At 35.7% G+C, this 15,311-nt stretch carries 13 protein-coding genes; 2 read left to right on the top strand and 11 right to left on the bottom strand.

All coding sequences use genetic code 11. The features are described 5' to 3' along the window. Positions 1–8: 8 nt before the first annotated feature. The 3 genes from AC1RPV_RS04230 to AC1RPV_RS04220 form a co-directional block, all read right to left on the bottom strand. Positions 9–1,166: a GNAT family N-acetyltransferase gene (locus AC1RPV_RS04230; protein WP_481761563.1), complete on the bottom strand. Its 1,158-nt coding sequence runs from the start codon at positions 1,164–1,166 to the stop codon at positions 9–11. Positions 1,167–1,296: 130 nt separating this feature from the next. After that, on the bottom strand, positions 1,297–2,577 hold the full coding sequence (locus AC1RPV_RS04225) for a DEAD/DEAH box helicase (protein WP_481761564.1): 1,281 nt from the start codon (positions 2,575–2,577) through the stop codon (positions 1,297–1,299). Positions 2,578–2,680: 103 nt separating this feature from the next. Next, positions 2,681–3,682 (bottom strand): Gfo/Idh/MocA family protein, encoded by a 1,002-nt coding sequence (locus AC1RPV_RS04220; protein ID WP_481761565.1) that lies wholly within the window; start codon positions 3,680–3,682, stop codon positions 2,681–2,683. Between the two features lie 183 nt (positions 3,683–3,865). Here AC1RPV_RS04220 and AC1RPV_RS04215 point away from each other — a divergent pair, with 183 nt between their 5' ends. Both AC1RPV_RS04215 and AC1RPV_RS04210 read left to right on the top strand, forming a co-directional pair. After that, positions 3,866–4,261 carry a DUF4828 domain-containing protein gene (locus tag AC1RPV_RS04215; RefSeq protein WP_481761566.1) on the top strand — a complete coding sequence of 132 codons (396 nt, stop codon included), beginning with the start codon at positions 3,866–3,868 and terminating at the stop codon, positions 4,259–4,261. A gap of 104 nt (positions 4,262–4,365) precedes the next feature. Then, the gene (locus tag AC1RPV_RS04210) at positions 4,366–5,685 is read left to right on the top strand and encodes an APC family permease (protein ID WP_481761567.1); all 1,320 of its coding nucleotides are present in this window, start codon (positions 4,366–4,368) and stop codon (positions 5,683–5,685) included. A 72-nt stretch (positions 5,686–5,757) separates the two neighbouring features. Here AC1RPV_RS04210 and msrB read toward each other — a convergent pair whose 3' ends face one another. From msrB to ligA, 8 genes are all read right to left on the bottom strand, one after another. After that, the gene (msrB, locus tag AC1RPV_RS04205) at positions 5,758–6,195 is read right to left on the bottom strand and encodes a peptide-methionine (R)-S-oxide reductase MsrB (protein WP_481761568.1); all 438 of its coding nucleotides are present in this window, start codon (positions 6,193–6,195) and stop codon (positions 5,758–5,760) included. 130 nt (positions 6,196–6,325) lie between these two features. Further along, positions 6,326–7,690 (bottom strand): 23S rRNA (uracil(1939)-C(5))-methyltransferase RlmD, encoded by a 1,365-nt coding sequence (gene rlmD / locus AC1RPV_RS04200; protein WP_481761569.1) that lies wholly within the window; start codon positions 7,688–7,690, stop codon positions 6,326–6,328. Positions 7,691–7,822: 132 nt separating this feature from the next. Continuing rightward, complete coding sequence (locus tag AC1RPV_RS04195; protein ID WP_481761570.1) at positions 7,823–8,863, bottom strand: diacylglycerol kinase; 1,041 nt, start codon at positions 8,861–8,863, stop codon at positions 7,823–7,825. 34 nt (positions 8,864–8,897) lie between these two features. Beyond that, complete coding sequence (gene gatB / locus AC1RPV_RS04190; RefSeq protein WP_481761571.1) at positions 8,898–10,328, bottom strand: Asp-tRNA(Asn)/Glu-tRNA(Gln) amidotransferase subunit GatB; 1,431 nt, start codon at positions 10,326–10,328, stop codon at positions 8,898–8,900. Then, positions 10,328–11,791: an Asp-tRNA(Asn)/Glu-tRNA(Gln) amidotransferase subunit GatA gene (gene gatA / locus AC1RPV_RS04185; RefSeq protein WP_481761572.1), complete on the bottom strand. Its 1,464-nt coding sequence runs from the start codon at positions 11,789–11,791 to the stop codon at positions 10,328–10,330. Before gatA ends, gatB begins: the two co-directional genes overlap by 1 nt. A 2-nt stretch (positions 11,792–11,793) precedes the next feature. Further along, a complete protein-coding gene (gatC, locus tag AC1RPV_RS04180; RefSeq protein WP_409022077.1) occupies positions 11,794–12,096 on the bottom strand; it encodes an Asp-tRNA(Asn)/Glu-tRNA(Gln) amidotransferase subunit GatC in 303 nt (100 codons plus the stop codon). A 37-nt stretch (positions 12,097–12,133) separates the two neighbouring features. Beyond that, positions 12,134–13,282 (bottom strand): CamS family sex pheromone protein, encoded by a 1,149-nt coding sequence (locus AC1RPV_RS04175; protein WP_481761573.1) that lies wholly within the window; start codon positions 13,280–13,282, stop codon positions 12,134–12,136. After that, positions 13,269–15,290, bottom strand: a complete 2,022-nt coding sequence (gene ligA / locus AC1RPV_RS04170; RefSeq protein ID WP_481761630.1) for an NAD-dependent DNA ligase LigA — start codon at positions 15,288–15,290, stop codon at positions 13,269–13,271. The genes AC1RPV_RS04175 and ligA overlap by 14 nt, the downstream gene beginning before the upstream one ends. Positions 15,291–15,311 lie beyond the last annotated feature (21 nt).

The raw sequence follows: 15,311 nt of genomic DNA, 5'->3' as shown, positions 1-15,311 counted from the left end.
TTCTCTCCTTAAAAATAATCACTTAATATCGGTTGTTCTTTAATTAATGCGCCATCGAATAACGTCACGTCGCCTGATACAAATCCATATTGTTTTAATTGTTTAAATGTTCGATACCCCATCATACTTCGTGTTAAATTTTGAATATCCGTTGTAAACGTAGTTGCTGAATTTTCAGTCTTTTCAACTTTTGTTTGTCCGTCTATTCGGCTAATTTGCCAATAGCCTTCATTAGCCTGAATAGTCGAATCTTGAACTTGAATCACAATTTGTGGAAAATCTTGCTGGTAAGGGTATCTGCTGAGAAAGTCTTCAACATTTACAATTCTTGCCATCATGTAAGGTTGCGTTGTCACTTCAACTTGAGGATTTGCCAGTACATCTGGAAATGGCTGTCCAATTGGACTCTCATAACTAAACCATTCGTATGCTGATTGATGCTTAAGCACAAAATTTTGTAATTGGAGCCAACTCTCACTTGTTTGATATATCCATTCAACGATTTTAAATTCATCAGTTTCTCTTTGATAAACAAGATAGCCTTCTGACTCATTTTTTTCATTATAATAGACCGCTACTTCCCAGTTAGGGTGTTTCTCCGCCGAATAAGTTAACCACCAATCTGGCCGTTCAATACCACCTTGTTGAGAGAGCTGATTCTGTTGGTATAATTTATTTAATTCCTCTTTTACATCCAAATAACGGTGACGTTCAACGTGACCTATGGCCTTAACTTTTAATCGTGGTAAATCCTTCGTATTCATCCGATATATCGTTTGATCAAATGTTGCTTCGTAACCGAATTTACGATAGAACGGATACGAAAATGGCGCTAAATACGATAATGTCGTTCCATTATCATACATCTCATCCAGAGCTAAATTCATTAATTGTCCAATACTACCCTGACCAGCAAATTCTGGATAACTTGCAACATAGCCAATACCACCCATTTTAAATTGAGTCCCGTGAAAATGAGTCGTAAATGGTGTATTAATCACACCGCTGACAACTTTCCCAGATTCAACTGAGCCCCAATCTGATGAATGCTCATAAAGTTTGCGAAAAAAGCTCTTTCTCTGTGCTGATACTTTTTTATTAAAGGCATAAATTGATAAATCAAAGTAACTTCCAAAATGAGTTTCATCTAACTTCATATTTGTCATGGATCTACTCAACTCCTTCTTCTGTACGAATTAACCTCTTTAAATATAGCACGGTTACCCTATTCGTGCAATCGCTTACAAAATTAGTCAATAAAAAAATCATCCAATTATTATTGGATGATCCTTCTCATTAATCAAAATGTTCTGCTTTTGGTTTGCGTCTTTTACCTTTATTTTTTTGATTTCTCAAACGAACTTTACGATGTGGTTTCTTTACTGGTTCATCAGATTGCTTTTGACCATCAACTGTTTTGGCTTTCACTTCAACTGGTTTAAGTTTCTTAGCTTTTGGTTCAGCCACACGTTCTGGTCTTTCTGTTACAATCGCACCATCATATAAGTAACCTTTTTCAATTTCAAATGGTGTATTTTTTAAATCTTGTTTTAAGGTACGTAGATCATGTTCATTTCCAAGATTAATAACCATCCCTTCAGCACCCATCCGGCCTGTCCGGCCGACACGATGAATATATGACGTCGTATCTTTAGGCATATCATAATTTACGACTGCGGGTAACATTGGAATGTCCAAACCTCGAGCGGCAACATCCGTCGTTAGTAATAATTTAATTTCATGCTTATGAAGTTGTGATAAAGCATTAGCACGATTAACTTGGCGTTGCTCGCTATCTAAGACAGCGACTGGTACATGATCATATTTTAATTTTTGAGCCATATCTTGTAACGATGATAGTTGGTTAAAGAAAACTAGTGCATAAAAATCTTCAACATTTGCTAAACGACGCAACGTTGATTGACGTTTACGCGTTGGTGTTTCAATTGAATAATGGTGAACGATACCTTGTGTTTGATCAACTTCACGAACATCATAAGTTGTCACATTAGCACCAAACCATTTTTTCAAATCATCTAATATTGCCGTTTCCGTCGCAGAAAAGAAACTTAATTGAATGCCTGCAGGTGCCTGGCTGATTAAATCACGACAAGTTGTTAGTGTTTCATCCGTTAATAAATCATCCGCTTCATCAATGACAACTGATTTAACTTTATGTAATTTAATTTTTTTATCTTCAGCTAAATTCAATAAGCGACCTGGTGTTCCGACAATAATCTCAGGTTTTTTCTTTAAATTTTCAATTTGGCGTTTCATATTAGCACCACCAATAATAGCTTGAACTTTTAAATCAAGTTCTTTAGCCCAAGGACGAATGACACCTGCTAATTGCATAGCTAATTCTTGTGAAGGTGCAATAATCAATAGTTGAATGCCATCTTTAGGTATTAATCTTTCGAGTAAAGGTAAGCTGAACGCTAATGTTTTACCAGAACCGGTTGGTGCTAATCCAAGGATATTTTCACCTGATTTTAGAGGTTCATAAACGGCTTCTTGGATGGGTGATTGTGTTTCAAAACCTTGTTCTTTAAAATATGCATCAAATTTTGGATTCATTTTAGTCTCTTTCTTTTAACTTCATAGGATTAGTTTTAATAATTAAGTATAGCATATAAAAAATAAGCTTCCATTGATTCACAGAAACTTATCTCAATAATTCTTATTTATGATCAGCTGGAAATTCAATTCCGGCACTTTTCCTTAAATCAAACAATACTTGATTAACTGTCACACTAAGTTTTTGCCATTTTATATAATCAGCTTTGTTCGTTACGTCATTGGGGTTATTGATGACTCTAGCAAAATCAATCGCTTCAGCTAACATCGGATTTTTAGCTGGTTTTTGACTAAGTAGTTCTTCTTTATCAGAGCCATCTCGATAAAGAACCTCATTTAATTCAGCTGCATTATCCATCACAATTGTGTCTTTTAGGCCATAGATTTCACTAGTTAAATATGAATTTGCTGTCTTACCAATATTTAAGGTCACTCTAAAATCTTCATAAGTTAGAATTGCGACACCTTTACCATCAACACCTGTTGGTAACATTGTTGGATAGTACTGAACTTCAAGTGGTGTACCAAACCAAGAAATAGCATTATAAACAACGTAAACACCTAAGTCTTGTAATGCACCACCAGAAAATTTTGGTGAGAAGATATTAGGTTCTTCACCTGCTAAAATAGCATCATAACGTGACGAATACTTCATATAAGTTAAAGTTGCGCCTTGGATGGTCTCTAGTTCAGTTACTTTTTGTTCAATAATTTTGAAATTATCTTGATGAATTTGTCGAGCTGCTTCAAATAATTGACTTCCAGGATGTTCCCTAAGAACCGTCTGAATAGCGGCCATTTCTGTTGGATTTGAGACCACTGGTTTTTCGGCAATAACTTTTTTACCAGCTTCAATCGCTAATTTAATTTGTTCAAAATGTAAACTATTCGGAGAAGCAATATAGATTACCTCAAATTTATCTGAATTTAAAAATTCTGTCATATTATCGTAAAAATTTGTTGCACCATATTTTTCACCAAAATCTTTGGCTTTTAATTCGGTTCTTGAATAGACACTAGTCAATTGAAATTCATTAGATTCATGCGCTGCTTCAACGAATTGACCTGTAATCCAATTTGTACCAATAATACCTAATTTAATCATACCCAATACCTCCATTTTATTATTAAATTCATTATAACAACAATTGAACCGTTTTCATAACGATTGCTTTATTTCAATTTTGTGACGATAGATTAAATTTATATATATTTTGGGCAATTCTTTCCGCTTGTTAGCTAAAAGTGCTATATTTAAGTAGAAGAGTTCTAATTAGGAGGGATAGCTGTGAAGAAACGTAGTTTTGCACTACTAGGTGCATCATTTTTTATTGGATTAACGAAAGATATTAAGTCTATAACCGCACCTAAAACTAAGGTTTCTTTACCTATTTTTTATGCTGGACATTGGCTATTCTACGATGAATTAAGTCATCGACACCATAATTTGGATATTTCATCAGACCTCACAATTCGAATTGACGAACGTGCACTCGATGGTAAGATTGAACATATAGATGAGCGTGAACTTAGTTTCTTAGATGAATATGGTTTTCATCTAAGAATTGATGCAAACGATCAAGGACCAGTGAGTTTGTTTGACGAAGCAGATAACCGGACCTATCCCATTAAATTAGCCCCAATTGTAGAATCACAAGATGATAAAAATGAAGATGTAGATTAACAGAATTTTGTTGATTATCATCTTCATTTTTTGTTTCATTACACGTTTAAATAGTCTAAAATAGTTAAATACGCATTTTAATATAGAAACGAGGACCTTTTTCCATGAACAATGATCACCTAAAACGAGATATTGGCTTTTTCGCTGCCCTTTCAACTGTAATGGGAACAGTTATCGGCGGAGGCGTTTTTTTTAAAGTTTCAAGCGTTACACAACAAACCCAATCTGCTAACTTAACTTTATTTGTTTGGTTACTTGGTGGCTTTTTAACTATCTGTGCTGGATTAACCGCTGCAGAACTTGCAGCCGCCATCCCAGAAACTGGTGGCGCCATTAAATATATCGAATATACTTATGGCCGTTTCCCAGCATTTTTACTTGGCTGGGCACAAATAATCATTTATTATCCAGCAAACATTGCAGCTCTTTCAATTATTTTTGGCACACAATTAATTAATCTTTTCCATCTTGATTCACATTTAATTATCCCATTTGCTTTAATTAGTGGAATCAGTATCACATTGATTAACTTTTTAGGCGCCAAAGTTGGTGGTACCTTTCAATCAATTTCATTAGTTTTAAAATTATTACCTATTATTGTCATTGTGATATGGGGGATTTTCACTCCTGGACAAGTGACGTTTAGTTTAATTCCGTTAACATCCGGCGCGCACCAGTCTTTCTTTACTGCTTTAAGTGGCGGCCTTCTTGCGACCATGTTTGCTTATGATGGCTGGATTGGGGTTGGAAATATTGCCGGAGAGATGCACCATCCAGAACGTGATTTACCGAAAGCCATTATTTCAGGATTATTTTTCATCACAATTATCTATACATTAATTAATTTTGTTTTTCTTAAGGCTCTTCCTATTTCAGGATTAGCTGGCAATTTAAATGCAGCTTCTGATGCCTCAAGACAACTATTTGGACAATTTGGTGGTAAGTTTGTGACCGTTGGTATCTTAATTTCAGTCTACGGTGCCACTAACGGCTATACGTTAACCGGTATGCGCGTTCCATATGCGATGGCCTTAGAAAACCAACTCCCCTTTAGTAATTGGCTAAAACGCTTATCTCCTCATACGAGAGTTCCATATATTGCGGGCTTTTTACAAATAAGTATCGCAATAATAATGATGTTCTTAGGTAGTTTTGATTTATTAACAGATATGCTTATTTTTGTTATTTGGATTTTTAATGTACTAGTTTTCGTTGCTATCTTTATATTACGAAAACGTGAACCTGAATTAAATAGACCCTATAAAGTTCCTTTATATCCAATCATTCCAATCATCGCGATTATTGGGGGTATTTTTATACTCGTTGCGACACTATTAACACAAACGACGTTAGCACTTGTTGGTCTATTAATAACGGGACTTGGCATTCCTGTTTACTTTATTCATCAAAAAAGCCAAGGATAATTATACAAATAAAAACATTCAACTTTTAGAGCCAGATAGGCTCATATCCCTTAAGTCGAATGTTTTTATTTTTTATAAATTATTTAAATAGTTACTATATCCAGCAGCTTCCATTTCTGCTTCAGGAATAAACTTCAATGAGGCAGAGTTAATACAATAACGTAATCCGCCTTGGTCTTTAGGTCCATCAGTAAATACATGACCTAAATGTGAATTTGCTTCCTTACTTCTAACTTCCGTTCGTTGATAACCAAAAAGACTATTATCAACCAACTCAGCAATCTTAGAACCTGGGATTGGTTTTGAAAATGATGGCCAACCGCAGCCAGCGTCATATTTTTCTGCTGAACTAAAAAGTGCTTCCCCACTAACAACATCAACGTAAATTCCTTTTTGATAGAAGTCATCATATTTACCGGTAAATGGCGCTTCCGTTGCAGCATGTTGTGTAACTTCAAACTCTTCATTAGTTAAACGTTCACGTAATTCTTTTTCAGTTTCTTTTGACATAATGGACCTCCTAATGTTTTAAGATATCATTAGAATACTCTTTTTCACACTGAATACAATTTATCTGTTTGCAAAAAAAAGGCCAAAAGTAAAATACCTTTGGTCTTCCTCATCTATTATATTAAATTGGTTATTTTTCTAAAATTGTAACTGTTTCAATATGTGTTGTTTGTGGGAATTGATCCACTGGTAAAATTGGTTTTGTAACTTTGTAACCATCATCTAAGAAGCTCTGTAAATCACGAACTAATGTTGAAGGGTTACAACTAATGTAAACAACTTTTTTAGGTTGCATTTTAAGTGTACTTTCAATAAATGCTGGTTCTAGCCCCTTACGAGGAGGATCGACAACTAAAACGTCAGGTCTTAAGTTAGCATGACTCCAGTTTTCCATCCAGTTTTCTGCCATCCCAGTTTCAAAACGAACATTATCAATACCATTAATCTTAGCATTTTCTTTCGCATCTTTAACCGCTGCAGAAACTAATTCTACACCATAGATTTGACGAGCATGTTTTGCCATTGATAATGAAATTGTTCCAATACCACTATAAGCATCAATAACTGTTTCATTACCAGTTAAACCAGCACGTTCAAATGCTGCAGCATATAATTTTTCTGTTTGGACAGGATTAATTTGGTAGAAAGAATGTGGTGAAATTCTAAATGTTAATCCATTTAATTGATCTTCAATATAACCAGGGCCAAATAAAACTTTGTTTTCGCGGCCTAAAATAACATTTGTCTTTTCAGAATTTGTATTTTGAACAATAGTTGTAACCTCAGGTAATGATTCACGGATTGCAGCAGTAATTTCAGTAAACATTGGTAATTTCTTAGAGCGTGTTACTAAGACAATCATCATTTGTTTTGAGTAATGACCACGGCGAACCATAATGTGACGGATAATCCCTTTATGTGCACGTTCGTCATATGCTTCCACATGGAAACGTTGTAAGACATCACGTACAGCTACGATTGCTTTATCAATTTCTTCATCTTGAATTAAAAAATCTTCAATTGCAACAAAATCATGACTGTTTTTCTTGAAGAATCCTGTTTTTAATTCACCAGCAATTTCGCGAACAGGCACTTGTGCTTTATTACGGTAATGGAAAGGATTTTCCATTCCAACAGCATCAGATACTTCAATATCCAAATGCGCTTTTTTCAATAACTCTTGAACTTGTGCTTGTTTGAATTTTAATTGTGCTGGGTATGCTAAATGTTGTAAAGGTGCAATTCCAGTTTGTGTATATGCTGAACCTTTTGTTTCAACACGATCTGGGCTCTCATTACGAAAAGCTAAAACTTTAGCGAAACCAAAGTTCTTGCTAACTTTCATTACACGAATACTAACTTTTTCGCCTGGTAATGCATTTTCAATAAATAATGGGTAGCCATCAACTTTAGCGACACCCATACCTTGATAAGTTAAATCGATAATTTCTGTATCAAATTCTTGGTTCTTTATTACTGGAGGTAGTTTTTTCATTGTTGTCCTTTCGATGTTCCTGCGTATTTACTTTATTCAACCATGTTTAACCCCTAAAAGTCAATAGTTGCCAACTCTAGAAATAAAACAGGATTGAGGCCTTTACCAAGCACCTCAATCCTACTTAATTTCTTAGTTATCTCTTACTTTACTAATTGTACCATTACCGTCAACATCTTCACTATGCATTTCTTGGACTTCTTTTACAAAATGTTCTTCAGCTGTAATTTCGGCAGCCGTACGACCTGACGTAATTGACGTTTCTGGCAATGCATCTGTATTCGCAAAAATTTCGATATGTTGCTTTAAATTTTTGAAAGTCATTGGTGCATCACCACCATATTCACCATCAATATTAATCATCATTTTATTATCGACTGGTTTAGCAATTAATTTAGACGTTTTAACATAAATCACACGTTTATCATTAATATGCTTCCCACCATTTAACACAAGTGCCATTAAATGCAACATTTCGGCGATATTAGTCGCTTTAACAATAAGCAAGGTAAACTTACCGTCATCAAGTGAAGCGTTTGGTACGATTTGTTCAAAGCCACCTACAGAGTTCGTCAATGCTAATAAAAACATTGATGCTTTCCCTTTAAAAATTCCCCCATCATACTCAAGGTTCATTTCAATTGGTTTCATTCTAGGTAACATTTCAGCACCTTTAGCTAAATAAGCCAGATAACCAAAAAGTGATTTAAATTGTGAAGGAACATCATAAGTTAATTCCGTTAATAATCCACCACCAGCGATATTAATGAAATATTTTTCTCCAGCTTGTCCAACATCCATTTTAACTGTGTTACCTTTTGCAATTACTTTTGCAGCAGCAACTGAATCATCCCTAGGTATTTTCAAAGCTCTCGCATAATCATTTGTCGTTCCAGCTGGAATAACACCTATCTTAGGTCGGTGCTTAAGACCAGCAATTCCATTAGCAACTTCATTAATGGTTCCGTCGCCACCAGCAGCAATTACTAAATCAAACCCTGATTTAGCAGCTCTCGTTGCTTCATCTCGAGCTGAATGTTTCTTCGCTGTCGTCGCATAAGCACTAGTTTCATACCCGGCATTTTCAATGATGTCTAGAATACTCACGAGATCACTTTTTAAAGCCTCACGACCGGATGTTGGGTTATAGATAATTCTGGCTCTTTTTCTCATTCCGTTCCTCCACATGAATCTTATTTTAATAAGATTATCTTTGCTTCAATGAGGCCATCAATAATTGATTGACCACATTAGGATTTGCTTGTCCCTGTGTTTGTTTCATGATTTGTCCGATTAAGAATCCAACAGCACGATCTTTACCATTTTTGAAATCTTCAATTGATTGTTCATTGTTATCTAAAATACCATCAATAATGGGTTGTAACTTAGCTGGGTCAGATAATTGAACAAGTCCCTTAGACTCAACCCAAGCTTTAGGTTCGCTACCATTTTTAATAATTTCTTGGAAAACTTTTTTAGCAATCTTACTTGAAATTGTTTCATCAGTAATTAAATTAATCATTCCAGCAAGATTTGCTGGTGTTAATTTAGTATCTTGTAAGTTTAATTTATTTGTATTCATGAACGCATTAACTTCACCCATTAACCAGTTAGCAGCTAACTTAGGATCTGCATCTAACTTAATTGTGTCTTCAAAGAAATCTGACATTTCTTTTGTTTGTGTTAAGACTTCAGCATCATATTCAGGCAAGCCTAATTCACTTGCATAGCGTGTCCGTCGTTTGTCAGGCATTTCGGGAATTGATTCTCTAACTTCTTGAATCCAGTCATCACTAATATGAATTGGTGGAATATCTGGTTCTGGGAAATAACGATAATCGCTAGCCCCTTCTTTGACACGCATCAAAATAGTTGTACCAGTTGGTGCATCAAAACGGCGTGTTTCTTGTTGAACAATACCACCAGACATCAAGACATTTATTTGACGTTTTTCTTCAAATTCAAGTCCTTTACGCACATTTTCAAATGAATTTAAATTTTTCATTTCAGTTTTTGTCCCATAACCGGGTTGGCCAATTGGGTTAATTGAAATATTAACATCAATTCGCATTGATCCTTCTTCCATCTTCACATCAGAAACACCGGTAAATTGAATAACTTGACGTAATTTTTCAAGATATGTGTAAGCTTCTTCAGGTGTTTTGATATCAGGACGTGAAACAATTTCAATCAAAGGTGTTCCTTGACGGTTTAAATCGACATAAGAATAGCCGTTAGGATTATGCGTATTTTTACCCGCATCTTCTTCAACGTGCATTTCTTCAATTCCGATTTTTTTCGTTTCGCCATTAACTTCAATTTCTAAGAAGCCGTTACGACCAATAGGTTCTTCTGATTGTGTGATCTGGTAAGCTTTTGGATTATCAGGATAAAAGTAATTTTTTCGGTCAAAATGGTTATCCTTTGTGATTTCACAATTTAAAGCTAAGGCAGCACGCATTCCGTATTCAATTGCCCCTTTATTGGCAGTTGGTAAAACACCTGGATAACCCCAGTCAATAACGTTGGTATTCGTATTAGGTTCTGCCCCAAAATCAACTTTTGAAGGTGAGAATGCCTTAGAGTTAGTTTTCATTTCAATATGAACTTCAAGTCCAATTGTTGTTTCAAAATTCATTAGTTTTGGCCTCCTAACGTAGGGACTTCTTTATGGAAATCAGTTGCTTGTTCAAATGCGTAACCAGCACGATACATTGTTGCTTCATCGAATGATTTCGCAATTAATTGTAATCCAACTGGTAAGCCATTTGAGAATCCAGCAGGAACTGACATGCCGGGTAGTCCAGCCAAGTTAACTGGAATCGTTAAAATATCATTCATATACATTGTAATTGGGTCTTCAATTTTATCACCAATATTAAATGCTGTATTAGGTGCAGTAGGCCCAATAATCAAATCATAATCATTGAATACATTACGGAAATCATTGCAGATTAAAGTCCGAACTTGAGCTGCTTTCTTGAAGAAAGCGTCATAAGTTCCAGCAGATAATGAGAATGTTCCTAACATAATCCGACGTTTAACTTCATCCCCAAAACCTTCTGAACGAGAACGTACATAAACATCTTCCAAACTCTTAACGTCTTGTGCACGGAATCCATAACGAATACCATCAAAACGTTGTAAATTAGATGATGCCTCAGAAGAAGCTAGAATATAGTAAACGGGCACACCATATTTACTGTTTGGTAAACTAACTTCGTCAACTGTTGCGCCAAGTTCTTCAAACGTCTTAACTGCTTTTTGAATGGCTTCTTTAACACCAGCATCAACACCCTCACCTAAATACTCTTTAGGTAAAGCAATCTTCATTCCTTTAATATCGCCAGTTAATCCAGCAGTAAAATCAGGAACAGCTTGCGCTGAACTCGTTGAATCATGAACATCGTTACCACTGATTGCATTTAAAACAGCAGCGTTATCTTTAACGCCACGTGTGAATGGTCCAATTTGGTCCAAACTTGATGCAAATGCAATTAAACCATAACGTGATACACGACCATAAGTTGGTTTTGTTCCTACGACACCATTAAATGAAGCAGGTTGACGGATAGAACCACCAGTATCTGAGCCTAAAGCAGCAATAACTTCACCTGAAGCAACTGCAGCAGCTGAACCACCTGATGAGCCACCGGGAACCTTCGTTGTATTCCAAGGGTTTTTTGTTGTTTTAAAAGCTGACGTTTCAGTAGAACCACCCATAGCAAATTCATCCATGTTTGTTTTACCAATTGTCACCATTTGTGCTTGGCGCATTTTTTCAATCACTGTTGCATCATATATTGGATTGAAATTTTCTAACATTTTGCTTGCAGCAGTTGTTGTTAAATCCTTTGTCACAATATTATCTTTAACAGCCATTGGTATCCCGGCTAAGACATTATTTGCATCGATACCAGCAGCATCAACAGCCTTAGCTTGGCTAAGTGCCATTTCTTCGTTCATTGCGAGGAAAGCAGAAATCTTTGAATCACGTGCTTTAATTTCAGCAAAGGTTGCCTTCGTTAATTCTTCAGAACTCATTTCTTTATTAACTAATGCGTCATGTAAACTTGATAAATCTTGTTTGAAATAATCCATGCTTAAGCTTCCTCACTTTCATCAATAATTGCTGGCACTTTAATAAGGCCATTTTCACTATCCGGTGCATTTTTAAAGAGTAAGTCTCGATCTGTTCCTTCTTCTGCGACATCTTCACGCATCACATTGAGAACATCTGTAATATGTGTCGTTACTGGAACGCCTGTTGTATCTACTTCTGATAATTGTTCAGCCATTCCGATAATATCATCTAATTGACTGGTAAATAGTTCTAAATCTGTATCACTGAGTTCTAGTTTAGCTAACTCTGAGACATGTTTGACTTCTTCTTTACTAATTGACATTCAAAACCATCCCTTCAAAATTCAAATTAATTTCTTTTTAATAACTGGTAAATACATGCGTATAGTATGTGCTTTCTTTAGCTGTTTTGGCAAGGAAACTTTGCATTGTCCCATCACTACCTTTGATAGTAATGTCAATTGGAATCCCTGATGCTAAATATTTCACGGCCGTTGTTGATAAATATTGAGTGAAACTAATAATCTCTGTTTCACTATAAAATTGAGTTGTAATATTGATGTGCATCCCTGTAATTGCTTTGTTTTTATATTGTACCTGTGCTGTTACACCTGCTAAATTAGGAAAGAAACTTTGAACTTCAGTTTTAAAATTCGTAAATGTCGTTTCATCATTTGTATTAGGTGATGTGGCCGTCGATGTCGTTGGGAACGTATAACTCTTAATTGAAACATCATCCCAATTATCAATCGTCGTTTTACCATTCTTATTCACAGCGTAGGCGTAGAAACTACCGCCAACTAAACTATCGTTTGGTGCTTGCTTGTACATTGCCACCATGATTGGAACGCTATCACTAATTCCTTTGGTTTTACGAAGACGAGCAACCACTTTGTTAGCAGCTTCTTTACCCTTTTCTCTCATTGTTGCATCAGAAATAACGGTTTTATATTCAGCCCCATATTCTTCTTTTTGATAATAATCAACTGAGTTCATTCCGATACCTACCGAGATACCCGAGAGTGATAATTTGCTGCCTTTTTTTGTCATAAAATCTTGTTCTTCAACTTGCTGTACATACATGGGATTACGGTCTGTTTCACCCGTTTTACCATTACTCTTAGGGTTTAATCCGTCTTTATTAGCACTTGATTCACGTCCTAACCAGCTTTGAACAGTCGTTTTTGTTAAATATTGTCCTTCTTGGAAAATATAACTGTCAGTAGCAAATTGATCTTTAGATAAATCTAACAGACCAGATTCAAAACTTTTTAAATTCAAGACATTGTCATTTTGTGTGAGTGCCACACCTCTTGATTTACTTGTTAAATATTTACCATCTTTAATGACACCTTCATAGTTACTATCACTTGTTTGGCCAGTTGTCTGGTAACCAGAACTTGATGTATTTTTAGAGGTTCCCGACGAGCCTGATGAGGCAACATTGCCACAGGCTGCTAAGAAAATTAACGAGAAACTTAACATAAGTCCAATCTTAATTTTTTTCATATGACACTCCTTCCATAACTGAGATAAATTGTTGTTCATCCCAAATTTCAATTTCTAGTTGCTTCGCTTTTGTTAACTTACTTCCAGCATCATGCCCGGCAATTAATAGGTCTGTTTTTTTCGAAACACTACCAACAACAGAAGCACCATTTGCTTCAAGCCATTTTTTAGCATCGCTTCGTTTCAACTGATCAAGTGTTCCCGTTAGGACAACTTTCTTATCCATCACGGGACTACCTTCAGCTAATTCTGCAATTTCAGCAGTTGTTTTGCCTAAAAAGGTTAAGTTAACTTGCGCATTATCCAGTTCATCAATCAATTCACGAACTTGGTCATTGGCAAAATAAGTCACAAGACTATCCGCAATCACCTGTCCGATTGAATCAATGACGAGAATATCTTCGGAAATTGCTGTCATTAATTGATGAATATCTTTAAATTCGGCTGAAACCAATCGAGCAGCCTTAGCTCCAACATGCCGAATTCCTAGTCCAAATAATAAGCGTTCCACTGAATTTTGTCGGCTAATATCAATTGCATTTAATAATTTATTAACCGATTTTTCTTTGAAATTATCTAGCGTTAACAGTTGATCGGCAGTTAACTGATACAATCCTGCAACATCACTAATTAACTTATTTTCAAATAATTGTTCAACAATTTTAGGCCCTAGTCCATCAATATTCATCGCATTTCTAGAAGCAAAATGTGCCAGACTCTCTTTAATGAGTGCGGGACATTTTGGATTGATACAACGTAATGCAACTTCTTCATCCAGATGAACTAATATTGCTCCACAAACTGGGCAGTTCGTTGGCAAACTATACACAACACTGTCTTCTGGTCGTTTATCTAAGACAACTTCAGAAATTTCTGGAATAATATCCCCAGCCTTATGCAACTTAACCGTATCGTTAATTCTAATATCTTTTTGTTTCAGTAAATCCCCATTATGCAATGATGCCCGAGAAACTGTTGTTCCCGCTAACTGCACAGGATTCATGATTGCAGTTGGTGTTACGACACCTGTTCGACCAATCGTCCATTCAATATCTAGAACTTTAGTTTCTTGCTCGTCTGGCGGGAATTTATAGGCAATTGCCCATTTTGGAACTTTAACCGTATTACCAACTTCATCATGAATCGTGAATAAATTTGCTTTAATAACAATACCATCGATATCGTAAGATAAATCATGACGTTTTGCTTGATATTCATTAATGTATGCCGAAATTTCTGTCATATCACTCGTAACACGTGATTCAGTATTTGTTCTAAATCCAAGTTTAGACAAGCGTTTTAACGCATCACTTTGAGTTTTGACATCCGGATCAACTATATAATAGATAAATGTACTCAATTGTCGTTGAGCCGTTTCAGCTGTATTTAATTGTCGTAAACTACCTGCTGCTGCATTCCTAGGATTAGCAAATACCGTTTCTCCAGCTTCCTCGCGACGTTTATTCAACGCAACAAACGCCTTTGTTGGCATGTAACATTCTCCACGAACTTCAATTGAAATGGGTTCCGTCAATGTTAGTGGAATTGATTTGACTGTTTTAAGATTTTCAGTAATATTTTCACCAATTGTGCCATCTCCACGAGTTGATCCTTTAACGAATACACCATTTTCATATGTTAACGAAATGGCCAATCCATCAATTTTGAGTTCAGTATTGTAACTTACCTCAGCATCAACTGATTTTTGTAATCGTTGATCAAATTCCGATAGTTCTTCAATGGAAAAGACATCCCCCAATGAAAGCATTGGTACTTCATGCGAAACTTTTTCAAAACCAGGCAGTACCTGGCCACCAACACGTTGCGTTGGTGAATTAGGTGTCACTAAATTAGGAAAGGCTTTTTCAAGTTCTACTAGTTGTAGGTAGTGTTCATCATAAACATGATCTTCAACTGTTGGCTGATCAAGGACATAATATTGACGCGTCCATTTGATTAAGTCAGTTTTTAATTGATTCACTCTATTAGTTGCTTCTTCCAATGTTATGGCTTGATTTGACAAACTTGA

It is taken from the genome of Dellaglioa sp. CoH-55-MRSF-9 (assembly GCF_056782155.1).
This window is presented reverse-complemented; position numbering and strand designations above follow the sequence as displayed.

Bases quoted from the DNA above. Each gene is read 5' to 3' on its own strand.
- AC1RPV_RS04230 (WP_481761563.1), bottom strand. From the start codon at position 1,166: ATGACAAATATGAAGTTAGATGAAACTCATTTTGGAAGTTACTTTGAT.
- AC1RPV_RS04225 (WP_481761564.1), bottom strand. From the start codon at position 2,577: ATGAATCCAAAATTTGATGCATATTTTAAAGAACAAGGTTTTGAAACA.
- AC1RPV_RS04220 (WP_481761565.1), bottom strand. From the start codon at position 3,682: ATGATTAAATTAGGTATTATTGGTACAAATTGGATTACAGGTCAATTC.
- AC1RPV_RS04210 (WP_481761567.1), top strand. From the start codon at position 4,366: ATGAACAATGATCACCTAAAACGAGATATTGGCTTTTTCGCTGCCCTT.
- msrB (WP_481761568.1), bottom strand. From the start codon at position 6,195: ATGTCAAAAGAAACTGAAAAAGAATTACGTGAACGTTTAACTAATGAA.
- rlmD (WP_481761569.1), bottom strand. From the start codon at position 7,690: ATGAAAAAACTACCTCCAGTAATAAAGAACCAAGAATTTGATACAGAA.
- AC1RPV_RS04195 (WP_481761570.1), bottom strand. From the start codon at position 8,863: ATGAGAAAAAGAGCCAGAATTATCTATAACCCAACATCCGGTCGTGAG.
- gatB (WP_481761571.1), bottom strand. From the start codon at position 10,328: ATGAATTTTGAAACAACAATTGGACTTGAAGTTCATATTGAAATGAAA.
- gatA (WP_481761572.1), bottom strand. From the start codon at position 11,791: ATGGATTATTTCAAACAAGATTTATCAAGTTTACATGACGCATTAGTT.
- gatC (WP_409022077.1), bottom strand. From the start codon at position 12,096: ATGTCAATTAGTAAAGAAGAAGTCAAACATGTCTCAGAGTTAGCTAAA.
- AC1RPV_RS04175 (WP_481761573.1), bottom strand. From the start codon at position 13,282: ATGAAAAAAATTAAGATTGGACTTATGTTAAGTTTCTCGTTAATTTTC.